Source organism: Kitasatospora sp. NPDC048662 (assembly GCF_055587065.1).
The window spans coordinates 411,334-435,205 of the sequence record NZ_JBVJHA010000002.1 but is presented as its reverse complement, the minus strand read 5'-3'; the positions used below and the strand labels follow the sequence as shown (position 1 = coordinate 435,205).

Annotated in this window: 22 protein-coding genes; 15 read left to right on the top strand and 7 right to left on the bottom strand. The window is 73.4% G+C overall.

Going from position 1 to position 23,872, the window contains the following annotated elements:
• Nucleotides 1-7: 7 nt before the first annotated feature.
• From ACZ6R9_RS07890 to ACZ6R9_RS07870, 5 genes are all read left to right on the top strand, one after another.
• Complete coding sequence (locus tag ACZ6R9_RS07890; RefSeq protein ID WP_380487375.1) at nt 8-772, top strand: ABC transporter ATP-binding protein; 765 nt, start codon at nt 8-10, stop codon at nt 770-772.
• Nucleotides 769-3,609 carry an FtsX-like permease family protein gene (locus tag ACZ6R9_RS07885; protein ID WP_465537132.1) on the top strand — a complete coding sequence of 947 codons (2,841 nt, stop codon included), beginning with the start codon at nt 769-771 and terminating at the stop codon, nt 3,607-3,609. Before ACZ6R9_RS07890 ends, ACZ6R9_RS07885 begins: the two co-directional genes overlap by 4 nt.
• 85 nt (nt 3,610-3,694) lie before the next feature.
• Nucleotides 3,695-5,092, top strand: coding sequence for a dipeptidase (locus ACZ6R9_RS07880; RefSeq protein ID WP_380487370.1), 1,398 nt, complete (start codon nt 3,695-3,697; stop codon nt 5,090-5,092).
• A gap of 49 nt (nt 5,093-5,141) precedes the next feature.
• A complete protein-coding gene (gene nudC, locus ACZ6R9_RS07875) occupies nt 5,142-6,083 on the top strand; it encodes an NAD(+) diphosphatase (RefSeq protein WP_380487369.1) in 942 nt (313 codons plus the stop codon).
• Nucleotides 6,084-6,290: 207 nt separating this feature from the next.
• Nucleotides 6,291-7,070, top strand: coding sequence for a GntR family transcriptional regulator (locus ACZ6R9_RS07870; protein WP_380487367.1), 780 nt, complete (start codon nt 6,291-6,293; stop codon nt 7,068-7,070).
• Nucleotides 7,071-7,093: 23 nt separating this feature from the next.
• Here ACZ6R9_RS07870 and ACZ6R9_RS07865 read toward each other — a convergent pair whose 3' ends face one another.
• The gene (locus ACZ6R9_RS07865; protein ID WP_380487365.1) at nt 7,094-7,345 is read right to left on the bottom strand and encodes a mycoredoxin; all 252 of its coding nucleotides are present in this window, start codon (nt 7,343-7,345) and stop codon (nt 7,094-7,096) included.
• A 168-nt stretch (nt 7,346-7,513) separates the two neighbouring features.
• On the opposite strand from ACZ6R9_RS07865, the gene ACZ6R9_RS07860 reads away from it, so the two are divergent.
• From ACZ6R9_RS07860 to ACZ6R9_RS07840, 5 genes are all read left to right on the top strand, one after another.
• Nucleotides 7,514-9,811 (top strand): ATP-dependent DNA helicase UvrD2, encoded by a 2,298-nt coding sequence (locus ACZ6R9_RS07860; protein ID WP_465537129.1) that lies wholly within the window; start codon nt 7,514-7,516, stop codon nt 9,809-9,811.
• A gap of 159 nt (nt 9,812-9,970) precedes the next feature.
• Nucleotides 9,971-10,390, top strand: a complete 420-nt coding sequence (locus ACZ6R9_RS07855; protein ID WP_465537128.1) for a hypothetical protein — start codon at nt 9,971-9,973, stop codon at nt 10,388-10,390.
• A 171-nt stretch (nt 10,391-10,561) separates the two neighbouring features.
• Nucleotides 10,562-10,927 (top strand): WhiB family transcriptional regulator, encoded by a 366-nt coding sequence (locus ACZ6R9_RS07850; RefSeq protein WP_369880316.1) that lies wholly within the window; start codon nt 10,562-10,564, stop codon nt 10,925-10,927.
• Nucleotides 10,924-11,334, top strand: a complete 411-nt coding sequence (locus ACZ6R9_RS07845; protein WP_380487358.1) for a hypothetical protein — start codon at nt 10,924-10,926, stop codon at nt 11,332-11,334. The genes ACZ6R9_RS07850 and ACZ6R9_RS07845 overlap by 4 nt, the downstream gene beginning before the upstream one ends.
• A 178-nt stretch (nt 11,335-11,512) precedes the next feature.
• Nucleotides 11,513-12,586, top strand: coding sequence for a phosphotransferase family protein (locus tag ACZ6R9_RS07840; RefSeq protein WP_380487356.1), 1,074 nt, complete (start codon nt 11,513-11,515; stop codon nt 12,584-12,586).
• 96 nt (nt 12,587-12,682) lie between these two features.
• Here ACZ6R9_RS07840 and ACZ6R9_RS07835 read toward each other — a convergent pair whose 3' ends face one another.
• From ACZ6R9_RS07835 to ACZ6R9_RS07825, 3 genes are all read right to left on the bottom strand, one after another.
• Nucleotides 12,683-13,744 (bottom strand): barstar family protein, encoded by a 1,062-nt coding sequence (locus tag ACZ6R9_RS07835; RefSeq protein WP_465537125.1) that lies wholly within the window; start codon nt 13,742-13,744, stop codon nt 12,683-12,685.
• A gap of 28 nt (nt 13,745-13,772) precedes the next feature.
• A complete protein-coding gene (locus tag ACZ6R9_RS07830) occupies nt 13,773-15,116 on the bottom strand; it encodes an ABC1 kinase family protein (protein ID WP_380487352.1) in 1,344 nt (447 codons plus the stop codon).
• Nucleotides 15,117-15,438: 322 nt separating this feature from the next.
• Nucleotides 15,439-16,548, bottom strand: a complete 1,110-nt coding sequence (locus tag ACZ6R9_RS07825) for a ThiF family adenylyltransferase (RefSeq protein ID WP_380487350.1) — start codon at nt 16,546-16,548, stop codon at nt 15,439-15,441.
• A 229-nt stretch (nt 16,549-16,777) separates the two neighbouring features.
• Between ACZ6R9_RS07825 and ACZ6R9_RS07820 the strand changes: the two genes are divergently transcribed.
• Nucleotides 16,778-17,437 (top strand): M48 metallopeptidase family protein, encoded by a 660-nt coding sequence (locus ACZ6R9_RS07820; protein ID WP_465537123.1) that lies wholly within the window; start codon nt 16,778-16,780, stop codon nt 17,435-17,437.
• 67 nt (nt 17,438-17,504) lie between these two features.
• Here the strand turns inward: ACZ6R9_RS07820 and ACZ6R9_RS07815 are convergent, their stop codons facing one another.
• On the bottom strand, nt 17,505-18,068 hold the full coding sequence (locus ACZ6R9_RS07815; protein WP_465537120.1) for an NUDIX hydrolase: 564 nt from the start codon (nt 18,066-18,068) through the stop codon (nt 17,505-17,507).
• Nucleotides 18,065-19,612, bottom strand: a complete 1,548-nt coding sequence (locus ACZ6R9_RS07810; RefSeq protein ID WP_380487344.1) for a zinc-dependent metalloprotease — start codon at nt 19,610-19,612, stop codon at nt 18,065-18,067. Before ACZ6R9_RS07810 ends, ACZ6R9_RS07815 begins: the two co-directional genes overlap by 4 nt.
• Before the next feature lie 187 nt (nt 19,613-19,799).
• Here ACZ6R9_RS07810 and ACZ6R9_RS07805 point away from each other — a divergent pair, with 187 nt between their 5' ends.
• The 4 genes from ACZ6R9_RS07805 (at nt 19,800) to ACZ6R9_RS07790 (ending at nt 22,975) form a co-directional block, all read left to right on the top strand.
• A complete protein-coding gene (locus ACZ6R9_RS07805; protein WP_465537118.1) occupies nt 19,800-20,948 on the top strand; it encodes an NAD-dependent epimerase/dehydratase family protein in 1,149 nt (382 codons plus the stop codon).
• Between the two features lie 85 nt (nt 20,949-21,033).
• The gene (locus ACZ6R9_RS07800) at nt 21,034-21,474 is read left to right on the top strand and encodes a molybdenum cofactor biosynthesis protein MoaE (protein ID WP_465537116.1); all 441 of its coding nucleotides are present in this window, start codon (nt 21,034-21,036) and stop codon (nt 21,472-21,474) included.
• 160 nt (nt 21,475-21,634) lie between these two features.
• Entirely contained in the window at nt 21,635-21,814 is a 180-nt protein-coding gene (locus ACZ6R9_RS07795; protein WP_380487337.1) for a hypothetical protein, read from the top strand.
• Between the two features lie 81 nt (nt 21,815-21,895).
• Entirely contained in the window at nt 21,896-22,975 is a 1,080-nt protein-coding gene (locus ACZ6R9_RS07790) for a YlbL family protein (protein WP_380487334.1), read from the top strand.
• A 181-nt stretch (nt 22,976-23,156) separates the two neighbouring features.
• Here ACZ6R9_RS07790 and ACZ6R9_RS07785 read toward each other — a convergent pair whose 3' ends face one another.
• Nucleotides 23,157-23,717, bottom strand: coding sequence for a PPA1309 family protein (locus ACZ6R9_RS07785; RefSeq protein WP_380487332.1), 561 nt, complete (start codon nt 23,715-23,717; stop codon nt 23,157-23,159).
• Between the last annotated feature and the right edge of the window lie 155 nt (nt 23,718-23,872).

Sequence of the window (23,872 nt, the reverse complement as noted above, 5' to 3'; positions counted from 1 at the left end):
GGGAGTGATGACCGAACAACTCAAGCCGGCCCAGCCCGTGCTGCACCTGGACCGGGTGAGCCGGGTGCACGGCCACGGCGCGGCCGAGGTGCACGCGCTGCGCGCCGTGGACCTGAAGGTGTACCCGGGCGAGCTGGTCGCCGTGATGGGACCCTCCGGCTCCGGCAAGTCCACCCTGCTGACCCTGGCCGGCGGCCTCGACAGTCCGAGTGACGGCCAGGTGCTGGTCGAGGGGATCGTGCTCGGCAGCCTCGACCGCAAGAAGCTCGCCGCCGTCCGCCGCCGCTCCGTCGGCTACGTCTTCCAGGACTACAACCTGATCCCGGCGCTCACCGCCGCCGAGAACATCGCCCTGCCCCGCGAACTCGACGGCATATCCGCCCGCGCCGCCCGCAAGGAAGCGCTCGCCGCGCTGGAGGAACTCGGCATCCCCGAACTCGCCGACCGCTTCCCCGACGACATGTCCGGCGGCCAGCAGCAGCGCGTCGCCATCGCCCGCGCGCTGATCGGCGACCGCCGCCTGGTGCTCGCCGACGAGCCCACCGGCGCCCTCGACTCCACCACCGGCGAGTCCGTGCTCGCCGTGCTGCGCGCCCGCTGCGACGCCGGAGCCGCCGCCATGATGGTCACCCACGAGGCCCGGCACGCCGCCTGGGCGGACCGGGTGGTGTTCCTGCGCGACGGCCGGCTGGTCGACGAGACCGCCCGGCAGGACGCCGGAACCCTGCTGGTCACCGCCGCCGCCAACGCGCTCAAGGACGGCGACCAGTGAGGCTGACCGCCTGGCGGGCGGCCCTGCGGATCGCCCGGCGCGACGCGATGCGCGCCAAGGGCCGCAGCGCCCTCGTGGTGGCGATGATCGGCCTGCCGATCCTCGGTGTGGCCGGCGTCGACGTGGTCGCCCGCAGTGCTCAGCTGGAACCGGCCGAGAAGGTCGCCCGGGTGATGGGCACCGCCGACGCCCGGATCGCCGTGGGCCAGCGCGGCGACATCGTTCTGCAGGCGCCCAACCCCGACGACGAGACCCAGACCGGCGGGCCCGGCCCCGACGGACAGCCGCGGACGAAGACGCCCGAGGAACAGCGCAGCGCGAGCACCGAGCCCGTCGACCTGATCAAGGAACTGCTCCCGGCCGGCACCAAGCTGGTGCCGATGCCCGCCGGACCGCGCACCACGGTCACCACCAAAGAGGGCCGGATGACGGCCGAGGCCGTCGAGGTCGACCTGGCCGACCCGGTGTGGCACGGCATGGTGAACAGGATCCGCGGCACCGCCCCGGCCCAGCCGAACGAGATCGCCGCCACCCAGGAGTTCCTGAACCAGTCCGGGCTGCGGCTCGGCGACTCCACCGCGATCCGCGGCCTGGAGTCCACGCCGTTCACCATCACGGCCGTCGTCGAGATCCCCGCCGACCTCAAGCGCGCCGAACTGTTCGCCCGTCCCGGCAGCGTGATCGCCCCGCTGGCGCAGGCGGACCCGGAACGGGCGGCCGTCCCGGAGAGCCGCGAAAGCTGGCTGGTCCAGCTGCCCGCCGGAGCGGCCGCGCTGGACTGGCCGAAGGTGCTGGAGCTCAACAAGTACGGCTTCGCGGTCAGTTCCAAGGCCGTCCTGATGCACCCGCCCGCGCGCTCCGAGGTGCCGCTGTACCAGCAGCCCGGGCGGCAGAACTACGGCGGCGTCGACAAGGTGACCGTCGCGATCGGCGGCACCGTGGTCGGCATGGCCCTGCTGGAGATCGTGCTGCTCGCCGGACCGGCCTTCGCGGTCGGCGCCCGCCGTTCGCGCCGCCAGCTCGGCCTGCTCGCCGCCGGCGGCGGCGACCGCGGGCACGTGCGCGCCGTGGTGCTCGGCGGCGGTGTGGTGCTCGGTGTGACCGGCGCGCTGACCGGCCTGGCGCTCGCGATCCTGCTGGTCGCGGTGTTCCGCGACAACGCCGAACAGTTCGCCGGACGCCGCTTCGGCCACTTCGACCTGCAGCCGCTCGACCTGCTGGCGATCGTCGTGGTCGGCCTGGTCACCGGCCTGCTCGCGGCCGTGGTGCCCGCCGTCCAGGCCGCCCGACAGGACGTGGTGGTGGCGCTCACCGGACGCGGCGGCAGCAAGCCCCCCAGCCGGATCGTCGCCGTGCTCGGCCTGATCATGATCGGCGGCGGCGCCGCCCTGGCGCTGGCCTGCGCGGCCACCGGTACCGCCGTGGTCTACGGCCTGCTCGGCGGCTCGGTGATCGCCGAGATCGGCATGCTGATGTGCACCCCGATGCTGATCGGCCTGTTCGGCCGGCTCGGCCGCCACCTGCCGCTCAGCCCGCGCCTCGCACTGCGCGACTCGGTGCGCCACCGCGGCCGCACCGCCCCGGCGGTGGCCGCCGTGATGGCCGCCGTGGCCGGCGCCGTCGCCGTGGGTATCTACACCACCAGCAGCACCGAGCAGCAGCGCCGCGAGTACATGCCGTCGGCGCCTCCCAACACCGTCGCGCTGTACGCCGGCTGGGGGCCGACCGCCGACCAGAACCGGCTGCCGATGATGCGCGAGGTGGTCGAGGGCAACATCCCCGACCTCGGCGAGCGCGCCGACGTGTGGGACGTGACGCCGACCGCCAAGTGCAACCCCGGCGCGCCCTGCGGCTGGGTCCAGGTCGTGCTGCCGGAGTCCAAGCGCTGCCCGGCCGACGGGGCCCGCTCCCCCGAGGAGTACGAGCGCCTGCACACCGACCCCCGCTGCGCGGTGAACCGGGACCGCGGGGAGCGCCGGAGCACCATGTTCGGCGAGACCCTGGTCGGTGATGCGGCCCTGCTGCACACCCTGTTCGGGGTGCGTGACCAGGCCGCCGAGAAGGCCCTCGCCGACGGCAAGATCCTGGTGTTCCGGCCCGACTACGTGGAGAACAGCAAGGTCGACCTGCTGGTCACCGACCCCTTCGACCAGAAGAAGATGCGCGAGGACAACAACTATCGGCCGGCGGAGCGTCACCTGCTGGCGGACGCGGTCGAGGTGCACGTCCCGGCGCCGTTCGGCAACGCCATGATGACCCGCCAGACCGCCGAGAAGATCGGCCTGGGCACCCGGGCGGCCGGCTCGCTCTGGATGCCCGCCGCGGAGCCGTCCGACAAGGCCTACCAGAAGGCCAACGGCTCGCTGGCCAAGCTGGACGACAACGCAATGATCACGGTCGAGCGGGGCTTCCACCCGGACGTCGACCTGATCACCGTCGGCCTGACGGTGTTCGCCGGACTGGTGGCGCTCGGCGCGGCCGGCATCGCCACCGGTCTGGCCGCGGCGGACTCCCAGCAGGACCTCGCCACGCTGGCCGCGGTCGGCGCGAGCGGCGGCATCCGGCGCCGGCTGTCCGGCTTCCAGTGCGGTGTGATCGCCGCGATGGGCTCGGTGCTCGGCCTGTTCTGCGGTGCCGTCCCCTCCATCGCGCTGCGCATCTTCCAGGCGCAGGACCAGGCGAAGTGGGCGATGCCGGGCCAGCCGGCCCCAGAGGCGGTGATCGCGATCCCGTGGATCGAACTGGCGGCGATGGTGATCGGCCTGCCGGTGGTGGCGGTGCTGCTCGCGGCGCTGCTCACCCGCTCCAAGATCGCCCTGAGCCGCCGGGTCGCCTGAGGCCCCGGCAGAGGGAGGGTGACCGTGCTCACGGCCGAGGGAGGTCGTGGGCACGGACCCACCCGGGCGAACTAAAGTCGTCCGTATGACGAAAACCCCGGACAGCGCCGTCCGCTCCTACATCGACCAGCACGAGGACACCTTCCTGGCCGACCTCGCCGACTGGCTGCGCATCCCCTCCGTCTCCGCCGACCCCGACCGGGCCGGAGAGGTCCGCCGCTCCGCCGAGTGGCTGGTCGAGAAGCTGCGCGCGACCGGTTTCCCGGTCGCCGAGGTGTGGGAGACGGACGGGCTGCCCGCGGTGTTCGCCGAGTGGCCGTCCGGCGAGGAGGGCGCGCCGACCGTGCTGGTCTACGGCCACCACGACGTGCAGCCCGCCGCCAAGGAGGACGGCTGGGACACCGAACCGTTCACACCCACCGTGATCGGCCGCCGGCTGTACGCGCGCGGCGCCGCCGACGACAAGGGCCAGGTCTTCTTCCACACCCTCGGCGTGCGCGCCCACCTCGCCGCCACCGGCCGCACCGCGCCCGCCGTCAACCTCAAGCTGCTGATCGAGGGCGAGGAGGAGTCCGGCTCGCCGAACTTCGCCGCCCTGGTGCGCCGCGAGGCCGACCGGCTGGCCTCCGACGTGGTGATCATCTCCGACACCGGCATGTGGTCCGAGACCACCCCGACCGTGTGCACCGGCATGCGCGGCCTGGCGGACTGCCAGATCGACCTGTACGGCCCGGACAGCGACATCCACTCCGGGTCCTTCGGCGGCGCCGTCCCCAACCCGGCCGACGTGGCCGCCGCGCTCGCCGCCGGCCTGCACGACGCGGACCGCAAGGTCGCGGTGCCCGGCTTCTACGAGGGCATCGTCGAACTCACCGACCAGGAACGGGCGCTGTTCGCCGAACTGCCCTTCGACGAGGCGCAGTGGCTGAAGGTCGCCAAGTCGCACGGCACCCTGGGCGAGGCCGGCTACACCACCCTGGAGCGGGTCTGGGCCCGGCCGACCGCCGAGGTCAACGGCATCTGGGGCGGCTACACCGGCCCCGGCGGCAAGACCATCGTCCCGGCCGAGGCGCACCTCAAGCTGTCCTTCCGACTGGTCGCCGGACAGGAGGTGGAGAAGGTCCGGGAGGCCGTCGCCGCCTGGGTTTCCGCGCAGGTCCCGGCGGGCATCCGGTACGAGATCGTCTTCCCGGGCGCCACCCGCCCGTGCCTGACGCCGCTGGACCACCCCGCCCTGCAGTCCACCGTCCGGGCGATGGGCCGGGCCTTCGAGCAGAAGATCCTGTTCACCCGCGAGGGCGGTTCCGGCCCGGCCGCCGACCTGCAGGACGTGCTGGGCGCGCCGGTGCTGTTCCTCGGCATCTCGGTGCCCTCGGACGGCTGGCACTCGATCAACGAGAAGGTGGAACTCGACCTGCTCCGCAAGGGCGTCGAGACCTCCGCGTACCTGTGGGGCGACCTCGCGGAGAACTTCCGGCCGTGAGGACACGCCCCGAAGCGAAGCCGCACCTGCCGTACCGAAGCGAACGGGGATGGACGAGTTGAGCAGCGCCCCTGACACCAAGCACCTCGCGCTGACCCGCGCCGGGGTGGACCGGTCGGCGCACCGCCGACTCGACGAGCCGTGGCTGGCCGCGGCCTGGAGCCACCCCACCACCAAGGTGCTGCCGATCGCCGGCGGCGAGGCCTTCGTGGTGGACACCGGCAGCGGCACCGAACTGGTGCTGCTGCCCTCCTTCGAGGCCCCGCAGGACGGCGACCGCTACTTCCTGGGCACCGACGACGACGGCGTCCACCACTTCGCGCTGGACTGCGAGTCGCTGCCCGGCCGGCTGGACGGCGACGCCCGCCCGGCCGGGCTGCGCGAGGTCGGCGGCTCGCTCTCCGACCGGGACGCCGGACTGCTGGTGCACGCCGTCGCCCTGGAGCACTGGCACCGGCTGCACACCTTCTGCTCCCGGTGCGGCCACCGCACCGAGAAGGCCGGCGCCGGACACCTGCGCCGCTGCACCTCCTGCGCGGCCGAGCACTACCCGCGCACCGACCCGGCGGTGATCATGCTGATCACCGACGGCGAGGACCGCTGCCTGCTGGGCCGGCAGGCGCTCTGGCCGGAGGGCCGCTGGTCGACGCTGGCCGGGTTCGTCGAGCCCGGCGAGTCGATCGAGCAGACGGTCGGCCGCGAGGTGCTGGAGGAGGCGGGCGTCCGGGTCGCCGAGGTCGAGTACGTGGCCAGCCAGCCCTGGCCGTTCCCGTCCAGCCTGATGCTCGGCTTCCTCGGCCGGGCGCACCCCGACGGCACCGGGATCACCGTGGACGGCGAGGAGCTGTCCGAGGCCCGCTGGTTCAGCCGGGAGGAACTGCGGGCGGGCATGGCGGCCGGCGAGATCCTGCCGCCGTCCGGCATCTCGATCGCCCGGCACCTGGTCGAACTCTGGTACGGCGAACCGCTGCCGGCGGCCGCCCGCTGGTGAGAGCGCCGGGTACAGGGGCGTGCGGAGCATTCCGCGCGCCCCTGTCGCGCTTCCGGGCGACTCCGGGGGCCGACCGGGTCCCGCTCCGCCGACCGGAAATGTTCGAATCTTCCGGGGCGGAATCCCCGGGACCTCCCGAACAGATCCGCGACCGCGGATGCCAGGTTCGGCTGAAATGCCACAAACGGCCTGGCTACATTCGCTCGCGTGACGATCCCCCGCGCCGCCGCGACCCCGCCCAAGTACCAGCGCATCGCCGCCGACCTGCGCCGCCGCATCGACTCCGGTGAATGGGAGGGCGGCGGCCGACTCCCCGTCGAGAGCGAACTGGAGGAGCAGTACGGGGTGGCCCGCAACACCGTCCGCCTCGCCATCGACGTCCTGGTCAACGAGGGCCGGGTGGTGCGCGTCCAGGGCAAGGGCACCTACCTGCGCCGGCGAACCCGGCACGACCACCGGGTCTACCCCCGGCCGCACCGCCGCGGCGCCCTGCCGGCCGGCGCCGAGACCTACACCGCCGAAGCCCGGGCGGCCGGACTGGACCTCAGCTTCGAGTACGAGGTGTGGGCCGTCCGGGCCCGCCGCGACATCGCCGACTGGCTCGGACTCCAGCCCGACGACAGCGTCATGATGCGCCGCCAGCTCTGCCGCGTCGCCCACGAGCCCTACGCCATCGAGGACAGCCACTACCGGCCCGGACTGGCCGCCGGCACCCCGCTGATGGAGGACCTGCCCACCCCCGGCGGCGACGAACGGACGCTGGCCGACCTCGGCCGCACCGAGACCGCCGCCACCGACCACCTCACCGCACGGATGCCAGACCCCGCCGAGGCCGCCTGGTTCGGGCTCGGCCCCGGCGTGCCGCTGCTGGTCAACACCCGCGTCACCCGCGACCGGCGCGGACCGATCCGGGTGGTGGAGACCCGCTACGCCGCCGACCGGGCCCGGCTGCTCTACGAACTCGGCGACCGGGCCCCGGCCGACTGACCGGGCCCCGGCCGCCCACCGGGTCAGACCAGCGCGGCCTGGACCTGGCGCAGGCTCGGGTTGGTCATCACGTTCTGCTCGCCGGAGGCGCCGACCACCACGACCGTCGGGACCGTCTGGTTGCCGTCGTTGACCGACTCCACGTAGGCCGCCGAGGCCGGGTCCTGCTCGATGTTGACCTCGGTGTAGGCGATGCCCTCGCGGTCCAGCTGGCTCTTGAGGCGGTTGCAGTAGCCGCACCAGGTCGTGCTGTACATCGTGACGGTGCCGGACATGGTGAGGGACTCCTTCGGTCGACGAACGGGGGCGTGCAGCCCACGGAGCAAACGTCCGGCGGGCCGCCCCCATTCCAGGGCGGGTAACAGTGGGTCGATCCGATCATCCGAGCGGGGCTGTGGACAACACCGTCCGGACTGTCCGGCGCGCCTGCGAGGATGGAAGGCATGCAGGAAGACCTCCCCGGCCTCGGTGGCCCCAGCCAGCAGCACCGCCCCGGCGGCTTCGCCCCCCTCGGAGCGGACGCCGTGCTGGCCGGGCTCGACCCCGAACAGCGCGCCGTGGCCACCGCCCTGCACGGCCCGGTCTGCGTGCTGGCCGGCGCCGGCACCGGCAAGACCCGGGCCATCACCCATCGGATCGCCTACGGCGTGCGCAGCGGCGTCTACCAGCCCGCCCAGGTCCTCGCCGTCACCTTCACCGCCCGCGCCGCCGGCGAGATGCGCGGCCGGCTGCGCCAGCTCGGCGCCGAGGGCGTCCAGGCCCGCACCTTCCACGCCGCCGCGCTGCGCCAGCTCCAGTACTTCTGGCCGCGCGCCATCGGCGGCGAGGTCCCCCGGCTGCTGGAGCGCAAGGTCCAGCTGGTCGCCGAGGCGGCCGGCCGCAGCGGCCTGCGCGTCCAGCGCACCGAACTGCGCGACCTGACGGCCGAGGTCGAATGGGCCAAGGTCACCCAGGTCGTCCCCGACGACTACCCGACCGCGGTCGCCAAGTCCGGCCGCGAGGCCCCGCGCGACCCGGCCGAGATCGCCCGGGTCTACGCCGCCTACGAGCAGACCAAGCGCGACCGCGGCCTGATCGACTTCGAGGACGTCCTGCTGCTCACCGCCGCCATCCTGGAGGACCGCCCGGAGATCGCCGACCGGGTCCGCGCCCAGTACCGCCACTTCACCGTCGACGAGTACCAGGACGTCTCCCCGCTTCAACAGCGCCTGCTGGAGCAGTGGACGGGCAGCGACGGCGGCGCCAGCCTCTGCGTGGTCGGCGACGCCAGCCAGACCATCTACTCCTTCACCGGGGCGACGCCGGACTACCTGCTGAACTTCCGTCACCGCCACCCCGGGGCGACGGTGGTCAAGCTGGTGCGCGACTACCGCTCCACCCCGCAGGTGGTGCACCTGGCCAACGGCCTGCTCGCCCAGGCCCGCGGCCAGGCCGCCCAGCACCGCCTGGAGCTGATCTCCCAGCGCGAGGCCGGCCCCGAGCCGGTCTACCGCGAGTACCAGGACGAGCCCACCGAGGCCGAGTCCACCGCCCGGCTGATCCGCGACCTGCTCGGCACCGGCGTGCGGGCCAGCGAGATCGCCGTGCTGTTCCGCACCAACAGCCAGTCCGAGGTGTACGAGCAGGCGCTCGCCGACCTCGGCATCTCCTACCAGCTCAAGGGCGCCGAGCGGTTCTTCGAGCGGCCCGAGGTCCGCGAGGCCGGCGTGCTGCTCAAGGGCGCCGCCCGGGCCGCCGACGACCCGCTCACCGCCGGCGCGCCCGATCTCGCCGCCCAGGTCCGCGCGGTGCTCGCCACCCGCGGCTTCTCCGCCACCGCCCCGGCCGGCTCCGGCGCCGTCCGCGAGCGCTGGGAGTCGCTGAACGCGCTGGTGCGCCTTGCCGAGGAGTTCGAGACCGCCCGCGCCGCCGCCGGCGAGCGCGCCGACCTCGCGTCCTACGTCGCCGAACTCGACGCCCGGGCCGCCGCCCAGCACGCCCCCGCCGTCGAGGGCGTCACGCTGGCCTCGCTGCACGCCGCCAAGGGCCTGGAATGGGACGCGGTGTTCCTGGTCGGCCTCACCGAGGGCACGCTGCCGATCATCTACGCCAAGACCGACGAGCAGGTCGAGGAGGAGCGCCGCCTGCTGTACGTCGGCGTCACCCGGGCCCGCCGCTTCCTCACCCTCTCCTGGTCGCTGTCCCGTTCCCCGGGCGGCCGCGCCTCCCGCAAGCCCACCCGCTTCCTGGACGGCCTGCGCCCCGGCTCCTCCAGCTCCGGCCAGCGCACCCGCGGCGGGCGCGGGGGCGTCGAGCCCGGCGCGGAGCGCCCGGCCGCGCGCCGGGTGCGCGGCCCGGTCAAGTGCCGGGTCTGCGACCGCACCCTGACCGACGCCGTCGAGCGCAAGCTCCGCCGCTGCGAGGGCTGCCCGTCCACCATGGACGAGGCGCTGTTCGAGCGGCTGCGCGAGTGGCGTTCGGCCCGCGCCAAGGAGCAGAGCGTCCCGGCCTACGTGGTGTTCACCGACGCCACCCTGACGGCCATCGCGGAGGATGTGCCGAGCAGCCTCGCGGAGCTCTCCCGGATCTCCGGGGTGGGGGCCATGAAGCTGGACAAGTACGGCTCCGACGTGCTCTTGTTGTGTGCGGGGGAGAGTCCGGAGCTCGTGGGGGAGCCCGACGGGGAGCCGGTACCGGACTCACCCGGGGGCGAGGCCGCGGAGCAGGCCGAGAACTCACCGGAAAACTCGCCGGAAAAATAGTTTGCGCGCCGCGTGTACGGCGCAATAGCCTGCCGGAGCGGTCAAGGGGACGAGACCGCAACGCTCGCAGAGGGCTTGTTTCTGCATGCGCTGACCATCAACCAGATATCGGAGCCCGGGGGACTGGGCACCGCGAGACGCCGAGAGGAGGCGAGTTCAGTGTCGACGAAGACGATCACCAAAATGACCGACCCGATGTCCACCCTCGCCATGCCCACGCGCGTCCTCGTGCCGGGTCTGGGTCTCGACGTGGCCGGCGGCAACGCCGGAGTCCTGCTGGTTGCCGAGCACTGCCTTGTCAGTGGTCGTGGCGATGCTGAGGGCACCCGTGTCGAGGTGGGTTCGTCCCGTGACCGGTCGATGTTTGTCGATGGCATTGCGCTGTCCGACGAGCGACCGACCAAGGCACCGAAGGCAGTTGCGGCAGAAGCGGCCCATGGGCGCTATGCGGCCGTCGGCGGTGCCGGAGTCAAGCAGCAGAAGCAGCAGATCATTCTGGCCACGGCCGCCGTTCGCGGCGCCGGAGCCGTCCGGAAGCAGGCTTTCCGCGGGCCTGGACCCTGGAGCGAACGACCCTGACGCAACCCGTCAGGGCGGTGCCTCCAGGGCCGCGGAAACCCAGCAACCGGGTTCCGCGGCCCTTCTGTTTTGTCCGGTACGCACGACCTACCCAGGCCCCACGGGGCCTCCGGCCGATCTCGAACAACGAGCCCGGCCGGACCCAACAAGAAGACGAGGAAGACGCCCAAAGTGTCCACGGTCATCACACCGCCGCCCCTCCCGTCCGTACCCGACAAGACCATCAAGGCCGACCAGGCCGACCCCCCGGAGGTAACACTCATGCAGCTCACCGCCATCGACGAGGCTGACTCGCTCGGGCTTCCCATTCCGTGCCGGGCCTTCGACCCGGAGGTCTTCTTCGCGGAGACGCCCGCCGACGTCGAGTACGCCAAGTCGCTGTGTGGCACCTGCCCCGTCAAGGCCGCCTGCCTCACCGGCGCGCTCGAGCGCCGCGAGCCGTGGGGCGTCTGGGGTGGCGAGCTCTTCGTCCAGGGCGTCGTCGTCGCCCGCAAGCGCCCCCGTGGCCGTCCGCGCAAGACCGAGGTCATGGCGTGAACCCCGCAGCCCGGTCCCGCACCGAAGCCGCAGCCGTCCGCCGGGGAGAGCAGCCCCCGCTGGACACCGCACTGCGCGACTCGGTACGTCTCGCGGCCGCCAAGGCCGACTCCGAACTGTCCCGTCCCTTCCCCACTACGCACCACGAGCAGGACCACCACATGAACCCCGCCGGCATCGATCCGACCGTCCGCTCCGAGCAGACCACTGAACTCCAGATCCAGAACAGGACCCTTGAGATGAATCTCCTCCAAGAATCCCTGGCACGTGCGCATATGCAGGAACGCCTCCACGAGGCCGAGGAGCAACGCCTCGGCCTGCGGGTGATGCGCGCGACGCGACTGCGTCGCAAGGCCGAGCAGGCCTCCCTGCGCGCCCGCAAGGCCCTTGCCGTCGCCCTGATGTGACGGACGCTCCACCCCGCCGGCCGGCCCCGCGCCCATGCCGGTGACCAACCCCTGAACGCCGATGGCCGACTCCCTGCCGGGGAGCCGGCCATCGGCGCGTCCGGGCCCGCTGCCCACCCAACTTCGCTGGGTCGTACTGTCGTTCGCTGCTCGAACGGGGCGTGCGAGGATGTGCCGCATGTGGTCCTCCCTTCCGCTCGGCGAGCGGCTGCGCGCCGAACTCGGTTCGCCGCGCAAGGTTCGCCGCCTGGTCAGCAGTCCGCGCTCCCGGGTCTGGCGGGCCGAACTCTCCGGCGTCCCGGTGGTGGTGAAGCAACTGATCGACTCGCCCGGGGCCGACGACCGCTACGCCCGCGAGGCGGCCGCGCTGTCCCTCGCGTCCCGGCGGGCCGGCCGCGCCGGTCGCCCGGTGGTGCCCGCCCTGCTCGGCACCGACCCCGCCGCTCGCGTGGTGGTGCTGGAACGCCTGGAGCACCGCACCCCCGGCCCCGGCTGGCAGATCGACTACGCCGCCGCGCTGGCCGGGCTGCACGCGAGCGCCCCCGCCGACCTGGACGACCTGGCCGGGACGGCCCCCGGCACCGCGCTGCCCGCCTGGACCGGCCCGACCGGGCGCGACCTCGGCTGCTTCCTCGCGCTGGCCCGCGCCCTCGACGTCCCCGCCCCGCCCGGCGCCCGCGCCGAGGCCGAGGCGCTGCTCGCCCGGCTCTCCGCCACCCCAGCCCGGCACGCCCTGCTGCACGGTGACCCCTGCCCCGGCAACGACCTGCACACCGCCGAGGGCGTCCGGTTCATCGACTTCGAGCAGTCCTCGCTCGGCCCGGGCGCGGCCGAACTCGCCTATCTGCGGATCGGTTTCCCCACCTGCTGGTGCTCCACCGCCCCACCCGCCGACGTACTCGCCGAGGCCGAGGCCGCCTACCGCACCGCCTGGCGCGCCGCCACCGGCACCGAGGCCCCCACCGACGCCGAGCTCGCCGACGCCTGCGTGGGCTGGCTGCTGCGCGGCGACGCCCTCGTTCCCAAGGCCGAGCGCGGCATCGCCGACCAGTTGGCCCGGTTGCACCACGCGGACTGGACCTGGGGCAACGCCACCGCCCGCCGGCGCCTGGCGCACCGCCTCAGGGCCGTCGCCGCCCTCGCCGACGCGGACACCGCCCTCCCGGTCTTCGGCCGGTTCTGCGCGACCCTCGCCACCCGCGTCCGGACGGCCTGGCCGACGGCGGGGCCGCTGCCGGGCGAACGTTCCTGACCGGCGGTCGGCCGCGGCCGCTCTCGACGGCCGGTCAGGCGCGGATCACGCGGATCCGGCGGCTCTCCATCAGCCGGGCCAGCTCCTCCGGGTAACTCAGTCCGGTCGCCGGATCCGCCTCGCTCGCCAACTCCCGCTCCGTCGCGGCGAAGTCGTGCCAGACCAGGGTGAACGGCGGGACCGGCCCGAAGCCGCCGCCGAAACAGTCCTTGAAGCCGTTCCACTCCCGCCCGTAGTAGCCGCCCGGGCCATTGACCGCTCGCCCAGGGCGCAGTGCAGGCCGGTCGAGTCCTCGACACCCGCGCCCGCCAGGTGGTACTCGCCGCCGGGGCGGTCCGGACCGGGTTCGAGCCGGTTCAGCGCCAGCGACTGCCAGGCCTCCTTGGCGGCGACGCTCGACCCGCGCCAGCTGCCCGGCTGTTCGGGCGGCCCCGGCTGCCACTGCCGCCAGACCTCGCGGGCCGCGGAGCCCGGCAAATCTTCGGGGGAGACCGACAACTGCACGTCCAGCAGGCCGCCGCGCAGCACCGACGGCCAGGTGCGGTCGATGGCCGGCCCGGTGTGGACGCGGGCCATCACCCGGCCGGTGTCGTCCAGCGCCCACAGCTCGGTGCAGGCAGGCCAGCCCGAGTATCCGCTGTCCACCTTCACCCGCAGCGGCTCGGCGGGCTCACAGCCGATCAGCCGCACCGGCGATCGAGCGGGCCCGGCTCGGGCCGTCAGCAGCCCCGTCACCTCCGCGCACGCCGCCAGCCGCTCGTTCCGACTGCCCAGCAACTCGAAGCGTCCGCACGGGTCCTGCGCGAAGCGGAAGTCGTCCACCAGGCCGACCGCCGCCCCGACCACCACGTCGACCAGCGTCGGATCGGCGGCGTGCGGCCCGACCACGAGGATCTCGGCGTCCAGCAGCTCCCACCGGTACTCGCGCCCGGCCCCCGACCGCCCGGTGATCAAGGCAGCACCGAGCCACCCCGCCGCCAGGCCCCGCGTGCAGCCGCGCAGTACCAGGACCTCGCGCGGTGGCGGCGGCGGGTCGGCGAACAGCCCCTCGACGGCGGCGCACCGGCCGACCAGCAGTTGGTGGCCGTCCTCCTCGTCCTCCCCGACGATCAGGAACCGCACCGGGAACGGCTGTTCCCACTGTGGACGCTCCGTCACCCGCACCCTCGTCACCTTCTTCAGCGGCTCATTGGTCGCCCTCGTTCTCGGCGAAGCCGGGGAGCCAGTGGAGGAGTTCCTCGTGCAGGCGGACGGTCGCGCCGAGCTGGCAGAGCACGCCGATGGTGGAGAGCGTCACCCGGTGGATCAGCAGGTAGGAGGGCGGGAGGTTGAGCTGCTTGCCCAGGTTGTAGGCGGGGGAGCGCGGGTCGGCGATTCGGGCGGCCTGGGTGCGCATCCACTCGCGGCTGAAGGTGAACTGCTCGGCGCGGGTGGGCTCGATGATCGGCACCAGGTAGTCGAGCACCGCGTCCGGGTCGAGCGAGATGGTGGGGCGGACGAAGCCTTCCTGCTTGAGCAGGTCGTAGACGGCCCCGGCATCGCCCGCCAGGGCGAGCCGCAGGGAGGTGCCGATCGGGCGGGGAAGGCCGCCGGGGAGACGGTCGACGGTGCCGAAGTCGAGCACGCCGAGCTGCCAACTGGAGGCGGCCCGGCCGGTCTTGACGAGCCGGAAATTGCCCGGGTGCGGGTCGGCGTGCAGCAGCCCGGTGCGGGCCGGGCCGGCGAACAGGAAGCGGGCAAGCAGCTGCCCGGCCCGGTCGCGCTCCGTCCGGGTGCCGTCGGAGATGACCTGGGACAGCGGCTTGCCGTCCAGCCACTCGGTGACCAGCACCCGCCCGGACTGGGCGACCACCCGGGGCACCCGGATGTCGGCGTCGTCGGCGAACTCCTGGGCGTGCAGCTGCTGCGACTCGGCCTCCAGCTGGTAGTCGAGCTCCTCGGTGACCCGCTCGCGCAGCTCGGCGATCAGCGGCTTGATGTCCATCCCGGGGATCAGCGGGCCCAGCATCCGGGCCAGCCGGGCGAGTTGGCCGAGATCGCTGAGCAGGGCCTCGCCCGCGCCCGGGTACTGGACCTTGACCGCGACGTCCCGGCCGTCCTGCCAGACGGCCCGGTGCACCTGGCCGATGGAGGCGGCGGCGGACGGCTGGTCGGAGAAGGAGCGGAAGTTGGCCGCCCAGTCGTCGCCCAGGTCGGCGGCGAGTACGGAGTGCACGGTGCGGGTCGGCATGGCCGGGGCGGAGTCCTGGAGCTTGGTCAGTGCCGCCCGGTAGGGGCCCGCCACGTCCTCCGGGAGGGCCGATTCGAAGACCGACATGGCCTGCCCGAACTTCATTGCCCCTCCCTTCAACTTGCCCAAGGTGGCGAAGAGTTGCTCGGCGGTCTGGGCCTGGAGCTCAGCCGCGACCTCCTCCGCCGGACGCCCGCCGAGCCGCTTGCCCAGGCCGAGCGTGGCACGGCCGGCGAAGCTCAGCGGCAGGGCCGCCAGCCGGGCCGTCCGGGAGACCGCCTTGCGCGGCATCTCAGACATCTGCCGCCCCCGTTCGGACCGAGCAGTCGGCAGCGGCTGCCGCCGTCGCCCAAGCAGCCGTCGCCACACGCCGCCGGGCCGCCGCCGGGCGTGGGCGGGCGGCCGGTCGCGCCGTGCCGGTCACTGCCTTGCGCGGTAGATCGCTCACCGGACCTCCAGATCAGCCGGACCGACCGGCGGCCCCCCGCCGGCGGTGGTGCGTGGACTCCCGGGCCCGTCCGGCGCTTCTCCCGGCCGGGGCCGCGCGCCCCGGAGGCGGTGCACCGGGAAGGGGCGTGCGGTGGAACGGCTGAGTCTCGCCGGACGGGCCCGAAGGCATGTCCTATGCCATTGTGCCCGCTTGGGCGGGTGTGACGGACTGCCACAGGCAACCGCAGTCGGGGTGGCTGCGCAGCCGCAGCCGCCGCACCATGCCGTCGGCCGCGGACAGTTCGCACCAGCCGTCCACACTCGGCGGCAACACCCCGTCCAGGTACAGCTGGACGTGCAGGGCGGCGAGACCGGCGATGGAGGCGGCGACCGCGCCGTCGCAGGCCGGGGCACGGGGACGGCCGGGGCCCTCGTCGATCAGCTGGGCGAGCAGCCGGGGCCAGGCCTCGTCCTCGTCCCGCCGGGCCAGGGTGGCGCAGCTGCCGCAGGCGGAGGCCCCGGGGACGACCAACGGGCCGACCACGCCGAGGTGTTCGAGCACCCCGGTGTAGAGATGCGGAATGCCGGCGCGCATCAACTCCTGGGCGTCGACCGCGGCGCCGGTGTACGCGGCGGAGCCGTCCCGCGGGGCGAGCACCACCAGGGTGGGCGGTGGGGGAGTGGCGGGCGGGCGCCGGTAGCGCTCGCCGACCGGGGCGCCGACGGCGCGGTGCACCAACTCGCGGGCGGCGGTGGCGCGCAGCCGCCCGACATCCCCCGGAGGGAAGCCGCCGGGTGCGCAGTCCCGGACGGTGACCCGGCCGCGGTCGAGCACGGCGACCTCGCCGATGCCGCCGGCGGCCAGTGCGGTGCCGACGGCCGCGCCGACCCGCCCCGCACCGCGCACCTCGACCCGGGCCGTGGCACGGCCCTGCACCACGGCGGCGGCCTCGTCGGGGGCGGGGTGCACCAGGGAGAGCGAGGCGAGGTCGGGCCCGAGCAACTCGCGGCGGGCCGGCGGGTACAGCTCCAGCACCCTGCTCAAGGCCTCGGTGTCGTCCAGCAGTTCGCTCCGGGCGAGCGAGTCGAGCATGCCCTGGCAGTACTCGGCGCTCAGGCCGAGCCGCTTACCGGCGGCGACCACCGAGGGCCCGTCCCGGGTGCCGTCGATCAGTTCCAGGAACATCGCCAGCTTGCGGTCGACGCCCTCGATCAGGCGGGCGTGCCGCCGGACGGTGCCGAACTGCAGGGTCTGCTTCTCCCGCCAGAGCCGGGACAGGGCGGGCTTGATCACGGGGCGCATGTCGGTCCTCCAAGCGTCGGTCTCCGGCGTCCCGGTCGAGGCGTCGGATCAACTGGTGACCGCAGCTTGCCCGCGACCTTCCGGACACGAAAGCGCGTTGTCCACAGGCCCGTACCGAAAATCCGGTCATCACCGTGCACAGCCTGTGGACAACGCGCCCGGGTGGTCCCCGGGGCCGCGCCGTCCCGGTGCCGGACTTCTGTCGCGAGGACGGGGTAACGTCCATGCCATGGCAGCCGAACGCGACTCCCATCGGTCGGCGTCGCGTCGGCGTGCCCGGGCAGCCTCCGGGTCCACGACCGCGGCGCCCGGTGCGCATGTCAGCACCGAGGCCGACCGGGCCCGCGGCCCCGAGCGGGCCATCGACCGCAGCAAGGTCGAGGTGCGCCGCAGCGCCCGCCGCAGCCGCACCGTCTCCGCCTACCGCGAGGGCGACCGCACCGTGGTGCTGATCCCGGCCCGGATGTCGCACGCCGAGGAACAGCGCTGGGTGGCGCAGATGCTCGACAAGCTGGCCGCGCAGGAGAAGCGCCGAGTGCTCGGCGACGAGGCCCTGCAGGCCCGGGCCGCCGAACTGTCCGGGCTGTACCTGGGCGGCCGCGCCGAGCCCGAGCAGGTCCGCTGGGTGACCAACCAGAACTCCCGCTGGGGATCGTGCACCCCCAGCGAGCGCACCATCCGGCTCTCCCACCGCCTCCAGGGCATGCCCGAGTACGTGGTGGACTACGTGCTGCTGCACGAGCTCGCCCACCTGCTGGTGCCCGACCACGGCCCCCGGTTCTGGGCCCTGCTGGACGCCTACCCCCGCACCGAGCGGGCCCGCGGCTACCTGGAGGGCGTCGCCTCCGCCGCCCGGCTGCCGCACATCCCCGGCGCCCGGAACACCTGACGTCCGCCCGACGCACGACGACCCCCGCCGGACCCTTCAGGGCCCGCGGGGGTCGAGAGCGAGTGGCTCAGACCAGCGCCCGGGCCCGTGCCACCAAGTCCCGCACCGAGCGGTCGGTGTCGGCCGGCAACTGGTCCCAGCCGAACCAGCGCAGATCCAGCGACTCCTCGCTGATCAGCTCGCGCGCTCCGGCCGGGGCGAGGGCGACGTACTGCACGTCCAGGTGGATGTTCTCCGGCCGGTCCTTGCCCATGCAGCGCACGTGGTGCCGGTCCAGCTTCACCGGCGTGGTGCGGCCGCCGACCGCGAGCAGCTCCAGTTCGGCGATGCCGGACTCCTCGACCGCCTCGCGCAGCGCCGCCGCGGCCAGCGTCCCGTCCCCGGGCTCGCAGTGGCCGCCCATCTGCAGCCACCTCCCGACCTTGGGGTGCAGCGTCAGCAGCACCCGTCCCTCGGCCGGGTCGACCACCAGCGCGCTGGCGGTGATGTGTCCGGGCAGGCAGGCCCGCCACAGGCCGTCGGGGTGGGCCGCCAGGTGCGCCAGGTAGTCGCGGCGCAGCTCCTGCTGGCCGCCGTCGTCGGGCGCCCAGTCGGTCAGCGCGCGGACGGCGTCGGTGTGCAGCGACGTCACTTGGCGTCGCCCTCCCGGCCGTCCTCGTCCTTGCCGGAATCCTTGCCGGAATCCTCGCCGGAGGTGGACTTGTCGGAGTCGGAAGCGGACCCGGCGTCGCCCTTGGTCAGGTCGGGCTTCCCGGCGCCGCCGCCCGCGGCCTCGCCGAGCAGCCTGTTCAGCGCGTCGAAGTCGAAGCCGCCCTCGGCCTCGGCGGTGGTGTCGCGGTGCACGAAGCCGTCCGGGTCGTCCAGGTCTGCGGCGGTGGGCAGCATGTCGGGGTGGCTCCACAGCGCGTCCCGGCCCTCGACGCCGCGGGCGTCGGCGAGCGAGGCCCACAGGCGGGAGGCGTCGCGCAGGCGGCGCGGGCGCAGTTCCAGGCCGACCAGGGTGGCGAAGGTCTGCTCGGCGGGGCCGCCGGTGGCGCGGCGGCGGCGGAGCGTCTCGCGCAGCGCGGCGGCGTGCGGCAGGTGCGGGGTGGCGGCGGCGTGCACCACGGCGTCGACCCAGCCCTCGACCAGGGCGAGGGCGGTCTCCAGCCGGGCCAGGGCGGCCTTCTGCTCGGGAGTGTCCTCGGGCTGCAGCAGGCCGCCGGCCAGTGCGTCCTGCAGGGCCTCCGGGTTGCTCGGGTCGAGCTGGCCGACCAGCTCCTCCATCCGCGAGGTGTCGACCTTGATGCCGCGCGCGTACGCCTCGACGGCGCCGAACAGGTGCGCCCGCAGCCACGGCACGTGGGCGAACAGCCGCTGGTGGGCGGCCTCGCGCAGGGCCAGGTAGAGCCGGACCTCCTCGGCGGGCACGTTCAGCCCGTCGCCGAACTCGGCGATGTTCTGCGGCAGCAGCGCGGCCTTCCCGGCGGGGGCGAGCGGCAGGCCGACGTCGGTGGAACCGAGCACCTCGGCGGCCAGCGCGCCGAGCGCCTGCCCGATCTGGGTGCCGAACATGGCGCCGCCCATGGAGCGCATCATGCCCATCAGCGGCCCGGCCACGGCCTGCATCTCCTCGGGCAGCACGCCGCCCATGGCGTTGCCGACCCGCTCGGCGACCGGGTCGACCAGGTCCTTCCACACCGGCAGGGTGGCCTCGATCCACTCGGCGCGGCTCCACGCCACGGCCGTCGAGGAGGTGGACGGGAACTCGGTCGCCGAGTCCAGCCACAGGTCGGCCAGCCGGACCGACTCGACCACGGCGGTGCGCTCGGCGGCGCCCACCGAGCGGTCCTTGGTCTTCCCCTCGGGCTGCTCGGCGACCACGGTCTGCCGGGCGATGTTCTTGGCCAGCTCCCAGTTCACCGGGCCGCCCTCGAACGAGAGCATCTGCCCGAGCTGCTGGAACGCCGCGCCCAGGTCGTTGGGGTTGAAGCCGCCCATCATCGCGGCGAACGGGTTGTCGCCGCCCGCCCCGCCGGCGCCGCCCATGCCGAACAGCGCCCCGAAGGGGTTTCCGTTGCCGAAGCCGAACGGCTGCGGGGTCGAGTCGCCCTGCTCGCCGTCCTTCTTGCCCTTGTTCTTGCCGTCCTCGGGCTCCTCGGGGGGAACGCCGAATCCGAAGGGGAGGTCGCTCACGGGGTCCTCGATCTGATCGGCCGTCACGCGGGTGTGGCGGGAAATTCTGTTGCCCGGAGGCTCCGGGAGGTTTCAATGGTCTCGCGGCCGACCGCGCCGGGTGCACCGCTGGGGCCGAGCCTCGGGCAGGATGGACAGTGCGTGACACTCGTACGTACGCACTTAAGCTAACCGTGGAGGATGGCCGGTGAGTTCCCCGCCTTCGGACGTTCGCTCTGGGCTGACCGAGGGCGAGGACGTGCCGGCCGACGCCGGTTCGCCGCCTCCAGCCTACGGCGGCAAACCGCTCACCGTGGCCGTCACCGGCGCCGCGGGCGTGCTCGGCGAGCGCGTCGCCCAGCGCCTGGTGAGCTCCCCGCACGTGCGCCGGGTGCTCGCGGTGGACGACCGCCGCGGCGAAGTCCCCGGCGTGCACTGGCGGGTGCTGGACGTGCGCGACCCGGCGGTGGCCGAGCGGCTGTCCGGCGTGGACGTGGTGGTGCACCTGGCGATGGACCTCGGCATGGAGTCCGACCCGCGCACCCGCAGCGCCTACAACGTGCGCGGCGCCCAGACCGTCCTGACCGCCGCGGCCGCCGCCGGCGTGCACCGCGTGGTGCTGTGCACCTCCGCGATGGTCTACGGGGCGCTGGCCGACAACGAGGTCCCGCTCGCCGAGGACTCCGAACTGCGGGCCACCGAGGAGGCCTCGCTGGTCGGCGACCTGCTGGAGATCGAACGGCTCGCCCGCCGCGCCCCGCGCGCCCACCCCGGGCTGCAGATCACCGTGCTGCGTCCGGCCGTGGTGGTCGGCCCCGGCATCGACACCGTGCTCACCCGCCACTTCGAGGCCCCGCGCCTGCTGGTGGTGGCCGGCTCCCGCCCGTGCTGGCAGTTCTGCCACCTGGACGACCTGACCTCGGCGCTGGAGTACGCGGCGCTCGGCCTGGTCGAGGGCGAGGTGACGGTCGGCTGCGACGGCTGGCTGGAGCAGGAGGACGTGGAGGAGCTGTCCGGGATCCGCCGGATGGAACTGCCCGCCTCGCTGGCCCTGGGCACCGCCGCCCGGCTGCACCGCCTCGGCCTGACTCCGGCCCCGGCCGGTGATCTCGCCTACACCATGTACCCGTGGGTGGTCTCCGGCAGCCGGCTGCACGAGGCGGGCTGGCGGCCCAAGCACACCAACGAGGAGGTGCTGGCCGAACTGCTCGCCCAGGTGTCCGGCAAGCACGCCGTGGCCGGGCGCCGGCTGGGCGGCAAGGAGGCCGCCACCAGCCTGGGCGCGGCCGGTGCCACGGTGGCGCTGATCGGCACGGCGGCGCTGGTCCGCCGGGCCCGCAAGCACCGCCGGATCTGACCTGGCTCCCTCGCACCGCGGACGGCCGTTCCGCGGTGCGAAACCCGCTGCCGGGGCCCCGCTCGGATGCGGAATGATGGGGGCCATGTCCGAGAACCACGACCCGATCCGGCTGCTCGCCGTTCGTGAGACGCCGCTCTCCCTGGACGAGGTGCACGCGGCGGTCGGTGACGACGCGGCGGGCGGCACCACGCTGTTCGTCGGCACGGTGCGCGACCACGACGGCGGGAAGGCGGTCGCGGCGCTGGAGTACAGCGCCCACCCGACCGCCGTGCGGGAGCTGCGCCGGATCGCCGAGAAGGTCTGTGCGGACTTCCCGGTCCGGGCGCTGGCGGCGGTGCACCGCACCGGCCGGCTGGAGATCGGCGACATCGCGGTGATCGTCGCGGTCTCCTGCCCGCACCGCGGCGAGGCGTTCGAGGCCTCTCGGCGGCTGATCGACGACCTCAAGCACGAGGTGCCGATCTGGAAACACCAGGTTTTCGCCGACGGCGAGGAGGAATGGGTCGGATCGGGGTCCTGCTGACCACCCGTGTCCGCTCCGCGCCCCGCTCGTTCCCCGTTCGGGGGTATCTCGGAACGGTGGGCGCGCCACGCCGTACCGTAACTCGGACACCGCACGCGCCGTTCCTCCGGTAGGCGGCTAATCTGCTGATACGCATGACGAGCCTGTGGGGAGTTCGAAAATGGCTGCGCTTGCCTGGTTGATCATTCCTGTAGTGGCCGGACTACTGGCCTCGGTGTGGGCGGGATGGGCGGCACGACCGCCGCGCTCCATCACCGACCCGTCCTCGCTCGCCGAACACGAACGCTTCCGTGCCGCGATGGAACGCAGCACCGGCAGCGGACGCTCCGGCGGCAAATAGCCTCGCGGGAGGCACTGGCGGGGCAGATCGGCGGGCCGCACAGCGGTGCATCGCGGCCCGGACTTCCCGTACTGTCGTGCCATGCCACGCCGATCGGCGACGATGCTCGCCGCCACCCTGCTGCTGATAGGCCTGCTCTGTGCCTCGGTCCTGATGAAGGTGCCGTACACCGAGATGAGCCCGGGGCCGACGTACAACACCCTCGGCGTGCAGGACAAGACCGGCACCCCGGTGATCACCATCACCGGACGCGACACCTACCCGACCAGCGGCCACCTCAACATGACCACGGTCCAGGTCACCGGGGCGAACTACCAGCCCAGCCTGATCTCCGCGATCGTCGGCTGGATGCGCGGCGACGTGCTGGTGGTGCCGCACGACAACGTGTACCCGAAGGGCCAGACCGACCAGGAGGCCCAGCAGCAGAACGCGGAGGAGTTCGCCTCCTCCGAGGACAGCGCGAAGACCGCCGCGCTGAAGCAGCTGGACATCCCGGTCACCACGCAGATCATCGTCTCCTCGGTGACCTCCGGCGGCCCCTCCGAAGGCAAGCTGCACGCCGGCGACCAGATCGTCGCGGTGGACGGGACGGCGATCACCAGCCGGACCCAGGTCGCCGAGCAGGTGATGAAGCACAAGCCCGGCGAGACCACCGTCTTCACGGTGATCCCGCACGCCAAGACCGGCCCGACGCCGAACCCTGCCGACCAGGTGCAGGTTTCCATCACCACCGGCAAGGCGGAGGGCGAGGACCGGGCCATCGTCGGCATCACGCCCGGCGTCGACCACGTCTACCCGTTCAAGATCGACATTGGCCTGCAGGACGTCGGCGGCCCGAGCGCCGGCCTGATGTTCGCGCTCGGCATCGTCGACAAGCTCACCCCCACCGACCTCACCGGCGGCAAGTTCGTGGCGGGCACCGGCACCATCGACGACGACGGCACGGTCGGGCCGATCGGTGGCATCCAGATGAAGCTGATCGCCGCGCGGGACAAGGGCGCCGAGTATTTCTTCACCCCCGCCGAGAATTGCGCCGAGGCAACGAAGGGCACGCCCTCCGGCCTCACGCTGGTCAAGGTCGACAACCTCGCGGGGGCGGTCAAGGCCCTCGACTCCATCCGGAGCGGGGAGAAGGCGGCGCTGCCCAGCTGCAACCGCTGACGCGAAACGCGGGGCGCGAAATGCAGCGGGCTGCACCACCAGGGGCGCGGGGAACTGCTCCGCAAGGTCGCGATCAAGTGCAGGTCATTGTCCTGTGTCGCGATCTTGCTGACGGGTGCGTTCCCCTTCGCGCAGTTCCCCGCGCCCCTGGTGGTGCTCTCCCTGGTTTCGCACCCTCTCGTTACTGGAAGGTGGCGAGGAGGGCCTGGGTGAGGTTGGGGACCAGGTCGGGGCCGGTGAGGACCTCGCGGGCGATGTCCTTCTCGCGCAGGCGCAGTGCGACCTCGCGGGCGCCGTCGCGCAGGACGGCGGCGGTGATGCGGACTTCCTGGCGCTGGGGGTGGCCGGCGACCCAGTCGTTGATCTCCTGCTCGGTGGCGTTCTTCGGGCGGGAGGATTCGGCGCCGGGCGGGAGCATGAGCCGTTCGACGACCAGGGCGCAGCCGACCACGCCGTCGGGCCAGGCGATGGTGCCCAGGAAGCGGTCGAGTTCGGTGCCCGGCGGGATCTCCTCCTGTTCGACCGGGGTGAGGCCGGTCGGGTTCTCGTCCAGGCCGAGCTGGGTGGCGAGCCGCGGATTGGCCTTGCGCATCTGGGCGTTGTCGACCAGGGCGAACAGGCGGGCGGGGTTGTCCCAGCCGAGGGTGGCGGCGTGCTCGTCGATCTCCAGCGCGGCCCGGGTGAGGGGGGTGGCGGCGGGCATGCCGGAGGCGGCGGAGGTCAGGTCAGGGGAGTCGGACATGGGGCCATCCTCACATGTCCGGGGGGGCCGTCTCCAACTCCGACGCAGTGTCCGGGAACTCCGGTAAAGACTGTTTAAGTTGCATTGGAGTCCGGTGTCCGCCCGTCCACGGCGCGGCACCGTCATCCCCAACGACAACAACAGCTGAGGTGGCG